Genomic DNA, 6,897 nt, shown 5'->3' with positions numbered 1-6,897 from the left:
GGGAATACCCAAAGTCATTGGCGGCACAGGTAGGCTGCCAGTGAGTGCAGCCCGATGAGCTTACTCAAGTAAGTGATTCGGGTAAGTGAGCGCAGTTAACACCCCTGCGGCGTCAAGGCCGAAGGGTATTTATCCGGCAATAACCTTCCACAACAAATGCCGATAAATCGGCATAATCGGCTGCATATGTAGCCAGGTAAAGCTGGCAATCGCCATGATGCTGGTCAGCACTGTCAGCCAGCGCAAGCGGGCCAAGGGCAGCCATTTGCTGAGTTTATCTGGGCTACGTTTGCCAAAACGCCACCAGCGCCATGCTAACCACAGTGATAGCCAAATCAGCATTACGACAGCAAATAACAGCCACTTGAACAGATAACTGTTGTCACTCGGGGGGATGTCAATCGCCACCCCTGCCAGTATGCCGGGGAAAAAATAAATTGGCGGCCATGTCAGGCAACCAATGACATTCGGTAGTGCAAATTTTACCGGCGGTAGGTTTAGCATCCCCGCGACCATCGGAACAATAGGCCGTGCCGGGCCAATAAAACGCCCCAGAAGTACCGTGGCCATGCTGTGATTGTGCAGCGCATGCTCGGTTTTATTCAGCATTGATTTGTGTTTTTTCAGGAAAGACCAGCGGTGCAGCGGCTCTTTGAAGCGGCGACCGATAAAATACGAGATCCAATCACCCAGCAGGCAGCCGAGCGTCGCCGCGGCCCAAGCAGAATAGAACTCCACTTCCCCACTGCCAATAAGCGCGCCCACACTGGTCATCATCACAGTGCCGGGCAACAGCATCCCCACCAGAGCTAAGGATTCCAGAAAGGTGACTAACATGACAACAAATAGCGTGAAAGCCAGAGATTGCGTCAGTAAATGTAATAAATAGGCTTCCATAAATTTGTCCGTTAGTGATTACCCAAGTTCAGGCGCGGTGGATTGTCCAGCGCGCCATGACATGAGTCAAGTTTGATGACAAACCTACGTTGCCATTCAGCATCAATTAGGGCGGCGGCAATCTGAATCTACAAATTCTATGAATCAATGGCAATCAACCATTGGAATAGACAATTACTGTATAAATAACCATACTCAATATATCTAAACTGATAATCATTATTGGGCCGTCAGTTTGTCTGCGGACAGCCCGCAGACAAATGGCAAATAAAATAGCCTGTAAATAGTTTTTCTTATTATAAGGTAGCAGCGTGGGGCAAACCCGTCAGGGCTTCCTGCTAACTCGCCACTGGCGTGACACACAGGCAGGCACCGAAGTTGAATTCTGGTTAGCGACCGATGAGGGGCCACAGCAGGTCAGACTGCCGCCGCAACCCTCGGTGGCCTTTATCCCGGCCGAGCAACGGCAACGGGCCGAAACCCTGCTGCGCAACGAACGCCGCTGGCAACTGCGCCCTCTGGCGCTGACTGACTTTCATCAACGCCCAGTTCTGGGGTTGTATTGCCACCAGCATCGCCAATTAATCCGGTTAGAAAAGCTACTGCGAGAAAGTGGTGTGAATGTCTATGAAGCGGACATTCGCCCGCCGGAACGTTTTCTTATGGAGCGCTTTATTACCGCGCCGGTGTGGTTTAGCGGTGACGAGAATGGCAACGGCCCGCTGCTTAATACGCAAATGAAGCCCGCTGAAGACTATCGTCCGGCACTCAAATTGCTCTCTTTGGATATCGAAACCAGTGAACACGGCGAGCTGTATTGTATTGGTCTGGAAGGCTGTGGTCAGCGGCAGGTTTACATGCTGGGGCCCCCCACTGGCAATGCGGCAGAGGCAGCCGCACTGGATTTCAATCTGGAGTATGTTGCCAGCCGCCCATTATTGCTGGAAAAACTGAATAGCTGGCTGGAAGAGCATGACCCTGATGCCATCATCGGCTGGAACCTGGTGCAATTTGATTTGCGGGTATTACAAAAACACGCCGACCGCTATCAAATTCCACTGCGCTTTGGCCGTGGTGGCAACCTGTTGGAATGGCGGGAACACGGCTTTAAACCTGGGCACTTTTTTGCCTCGGCGGCCGGGCGGCTGATTATTGATGGCATTGAAGCATTGAAATCCGCCACCTGGAATTTTCCGTCATTTAGTCTGGAATCTGTCTCACAAACCTTGCTTGGCGAAGGAAAAGCCAGTGATAGCCCCTATCAGCGCATGGATGAAATCAACCAGCGCTTCGCCCATGATAAGCCCGCGCTGGCGCGCTACAACCTGAAAGACTGTGAGTTGGTAACACGGATTTTTGCCAAAACGGAGTTGCTCAGCTTTTTGCTCGAGCGCTCGACAGTCACAGGGCTGGCGGCGGATCGCAGTGGCGGATCGGTCGCCGCATTTACTCATCTTTATCTGCCGCGTATGCACCGGGTGGGTTACGTGGCCCCTAACTTGGGTGAGTTGCCGGAGGAACACAGCCCCGGCGGCTTTGTGATGGATTCTCAGCCCGGCTTATATGATTCAGTGCTGGTGCTCGACTATAAAAGCCTTTATCCGTCAATTATTCGCACCTTTTTAATTGATCCGGTTGGCTTAGTGGCGGGCATGTCCCAACCCGATGCACAGCATTCAATACCGGGGTTTCGCGGGGCTTGGTTCTCACGCGAGAAACATTGTTTGCCAGCTATTGTTAACCAGATCTGGCAGGGGCGAGAAGCCGCTAAACGTCAACAAAACAAGCCGTTATCACAGGCATTAAAGATAATCATGAATGCCTTCTATGGAGTGCTTGGCTCCAGCGGCTGCCGCTTTTTCGACCCCCGGCTGGCTTCGTCCATCACCTTGCGCGGCCACGATATCATGCGCCAAACCCGCGAATTAATTGAAGCGCAGGGTTATCAGGTGATTTATGGCGATACCGACTCCACTTTTGTTTGGCTAAAAAGTGCCCATAGCGAAGAGCAAGCATCCCAGATTGGCAAAGCGCTGGTACAGCATGTTAATCAGTGGTGGCAGACCCATATTCGGCAAACCTATGATTTACCCTGCGCACTAGAATTGGAATTTGAAACACATTATCGGCGCTTTTTAATGCCCACCATCCGCGGTGCGGAACAAGGCAGTAAAAAACGGTATGCCGGGCTGATTACCACCCCCACCGGCGAGCAGATGATATATAAAGGGCTGGAAACCGTTCGCACCGACTGGACACCACTGGCCCAGCAGTTTCAGCGCGAGTTATATTGGCGTATTTTCCAACAGCAGCCCTATCAGGATTATGTGCGCGACTATGTGGCCCGCACCCTTAATGGCGAATTGGATGAGCAGCTGATTTACCGTAAGCGCCTGCGCCGACGGCTAGATGACTATCAGCGAAATGTCCCACCCCATGTCAGAGCCGCACGATTAGCGGATGAGTTTAACCGCAAACTTGGCCGCCCGTTGCAATATCAAAATGGGGGTTGGATAAGTTATGTGATGACCACCGCTGGCCCCGAGCCCTTAGAAACTCGGCAATCCCCTATTGATTACGATCATTACCTAACCCGTCAGTTGCAACCCGTGGCGGACGCTATACTTCCTTTTATACATGATGACTTCACAACACTGATAACCGGTCAGATGGGGTTATTTTAATCGTAATTAGGCTGTTTACAGGTGACGAAGCGCTCTCCTTCCATTACCATAGCGCCCTTGCCAAAATTCGCATCAATCACATTTACATAACCGACTGGTCGTCATACCCAAAAAACGGGGAGCTGTCTGTGGGTACTATTTTTTCAGACAGACTCGTGAGCCACGTAGCTTGCGTGGGCGGTAAACTATTGCCAGCAATTTTATCATTGTTCTCTATAAGTATTTATTTACCAAAACATTTTCTTGAAAATATTATCTATCTATAACTGTCCAACAAAAAAATCGAGCCGATAATTTATGCCTTTTACACTTGGTCAACGCTGGATCAGCGACACAGAAAGCGAACTTGGATTGGGTACTGTCGTTGCCATTGACGTACGCATGGTCACCTTACTGTTTCCCGCAACCGGTGAAAACCGCCTTTACGCCAGAAATGACTCGCCAATCACCCGAGTAATGTTCAATCCGGGCGATACCATCACCCACCACGAAGGCTGGCAGCTGAAAGTGGAAGACGTGACTCACGAAAATGGGCTGATTACCTATATCGGTACCCGTCTGGATACCGAGGAAACCGGCGTTTCAATGCGTGAAGTTTTGCTCGATAGCAAACTGACTTTTAGCAAACCGCAGGACAGGTTATTTGCCGGCCAAATCGACCGCATGGATCGTTTTGCCCTGCGTTTTCGCGCCCGTAAATATCAAAGTGAACAATTCCGTCTGCCCTGGAGTGGGCTGCGCGGGATCCGTGCCAGCTTAATCCCACACCAATTACATATTGCTTATGAAGTGGGTCAGCGCCATGCACCGCGTGTATTACTGGCCGATGAAGTAGGGTTAGGGAAAACCATCGAGGCCGGCATGATAATCCACCAGCAACTGCTGGCTGGCCGTGCTGAACGTGTGCTGATTGTGGTGCCAGAAAGCCTGCAACATCAGTGGCTGGTTGAAATGTTGCGCCGCTTCAATCTGCGTTTCTCGCTGTTTGATGACAGCCGCTATTCCGAAGCTCTGCTTGATAGCAGTAATCCATTTGAAACCGAACAAATGGTGATTTGCTCACTGGATTTCGTGCGCCGTAATAAACAGCGGCTGGAACAGTTGGCGGATGCGTCTTGGGATCTGCTGGTTGTGGATGAAGCCCACCATTTGGCCTGGAGCGAAGATGCTCCGAGCCGCGAATATCAGGTTATTGAGCAACTGGCCGAGAACATCCCCGGCGTTTTACTGTTGACCGCAACCCCAGAACAGTTGGGCCAGCAGAGCCACTTTGCTCGCCTGCGTTTACTGGATCCAGATCGTTTCCACGATTACGAAGAGTTTATCAATGAGCAGCAGAAATACCGTCCAATCGCGGATGCCGTAACACTGCTATTGGGGGGCGAGCGTTTAACTGACGATAAGCTGAACCTGCTCGGCGAACTGATTAATGAACAAGATATTGAGCCACTGCTAAAAGCAGCCAACAGCCAAACTGACGATAGCGAAGCCGCACGTCAAGAGCTGGTCACTATGCTGATGGACAGGCATGGCACCAGCCGTATTTTGTTTAGAAACACCCGTAATGGGGTGAAAGGCTTCCCACACCGCGTTTTACACCAGATTAAGTTGCCATTACCGACCCAGTATCAGACGGCAATTAAAGTGTCCGGCATTATGGGGGCGAAGAAAACCCTGGAAGCTCGCGCCAAAGATATGCTTTATCCTGAGCAAATCTATCAAGAATTTGAGGGTGAAAACGCCACCTGGTGGAACTTCGATCCGCGCGTGGAATGGCTGCTTAACTATCTGATTGCTAATCGCGGTGAGAAAGTGCTGGTTATCTGTGCACAGGCCGCAACCGCATTGCAGCTGGAGCAAGTATTACGTGAGCGCGAAGCTATCCGTGCTGCGGTGTTCCACGAAGGTTTGTCGCTGATTGAACGTGACCGTGCTGCGGCCTATTTTGCCTCTGAAGAAGACGGCGCTCAGGTGCTGTTATGTTCAGAAATTGGCTCTGAAGGGCGTAACTTCCAGTTCGCTTGCCAGTTAGTCATGTTCGATTTGCCTTTTAACCCGGACTTACTGGAACAGCGTATTGGCCGTCTGGATCGAATCGGTCAAAACCGTGAAATTCAGATAATGGTGCCTTATCTGGAAAATACCGCACAAGCAATATTGGTGCGCTGGTATCACGAAGGTTTGGATGCTTTCGAGCACACTTGTCCGACAGGCCGCACCATTTATGACAGTGGTTATCAAGAACTTATTGGTTATCTGGCCACGCCGAGCGAACAAGAAGGCTTGGATGAATTTATCCACACCTGTCGCCAGCAGCATGAAGGGCTAAAACTCCAACTGGAGCAAGGCCGTGACCGCCTGTTAGAAATGCATTCCAATGGCGGCGAGCATGGGCAAGAACTGGCTCAAATCATTGCAGACCAAGATAATGACGTTAATTTAGTCAGTTTCGCACTGAATTTATTCGATATTGTCGGTATCAATCAAGAAGATCGCAGTGACAGCTTGATAGTGTTGACGCCATCTGACCATATGCTGGTGCCTGATTTCCCAGGATTACCGCAGGATGGCTGTACGGTAACTTTCGATCGTGAACAAGCGTTATCACGCGAAGATGCCCAATTTGTCAGTTGGGAACACCCTATCATCCGCAATGGTTTGGATCTGATTTTATCTGGCGATACCGGCAGCTGTGCAGTTTCTTTGTTGAAAAACAAAGCATTACCTGTCGGCACTCTGTTAGCTGAATTGGTCTATGTGGTCGAAGCACAAGCACCAAAACACCTGCAACTGACTCGTTTCTTGCCACCGACCCCAGTGCGCATGCTTATGGATCGTAACGGCACCAATCTGGCGGCACAGGTCGAGTTTGAAAGTTTCAACCGTCAGCTCAATGCGGTCAACCGCCACACGTCCAGCAAGTTGGTCAATGCGGTGCAGCAAGAGGTTCACACCATGTTGCAACAAGCAGAAGCATTGGTTGAAGAACAGGCCAGGGTGCTGATTGATGCAGCCAAGCATGAAGCCGATGACAAACTGAGTGCTGAATTGGCACGTCTGGAAGCGCTGAAGGCGGTTAACCCCAATATTCGTGATGACGAAATAGAAACATTGGAACATAACCGTAAAATGGTGCTGGAAAACTTAAATCAGGCCGGTTGGCGGTTAGATGCTATCCGTCTGGTCGTGGTTACACACCAGTAACCTTCAGTGTTAGAAAGTGCCGGAATCATTTAAAGCTAATAAATTTCACGTCACAGCTGGATTGGCTGTGACGTGAAAGATAAAGGTAACAGTCAAACCCAATAGATTTCGC

The 6,897-nt window shown here is 50.4% G+C and carries 3 protein-coding genes; 2 read left to right on the top strand and 1 reads right to left on the bottom strand.

Annotated features, from left to right (window positions below; all coding sequences use genetic code 11):
- Nucleotides 1-129: 129 nt before the first annotated feature.
- Nucleotides 130-897 (bottom strand): DedA family protein, encoded by a 768-nt coding sequence (locus YROHD0001_RS00200; protein ID WP_004716919.1) that lies wholly within the window; start codon nt 895-897, stop codon nt 130-132.
- 311 nt (nt 898-1,208) lie between these two features.
- Between YROHD0001_RS00200 and YROHD0001_RS00205 the strand changes: the two genes are divergently transcribed.
- Nucleotides 1,209-3,581, top strand: coding sequence for a DNA polymerase II (locus tag YROHD0001_RS00205; RefSeq protein WP_004716918.1), 2,373 nt, complete (start codon nt 1,209-1,211; stop codon nt 3,579-3,581).
- A gap of 297 nt (nt 3,582-3,878) precedes the next feature.
- Nucleotides 3,879-6,785, top strand: a complete 2,907-nt coding sequence (gene rapA, locus YROHD0001_RS00210) for an RNA polymerase-associated protein RapA (protein ID WP_004716917.1) — start codon at nt 3,879-3,881, stop codon at nt 6,783-6,785.
- The last annotated feature ends 112 nt before the right edge of the window (nt 6,786-6,897 follow it).

Origin of the sequence: Yersinia rohdei ATCC 43380 (assembly GCF_000173775.1) — a bacterium.
GTDB classification, from domain to species: domain Bacteria; phylum Pseudomonadota; class Gammaproteobacteria; order Enterobacterales; family Enterobacteriaceae; genus Yersinia; species Yersinia rohdei.
This window is presented reverse-complemented; position numbering and strand designations above follow the sequence as displayed.

Excerpts from the sequence above, each read along its gene's own strand:
- rapA (WP_004716917.1), top strand. The coding sequence starts at position 3,879 with ATGCCTTTTACACTTGGTCAACGCTGGATCAGCGACACAGAAAGCGAA.
- YROHD0001_RS00200 (WP_004716919.1), bottom strand. The coding sequence starts at position 897 with ATGGAAGCCTATTTATTACATTTACTGACGCAATCTCTGGCTTTCACG.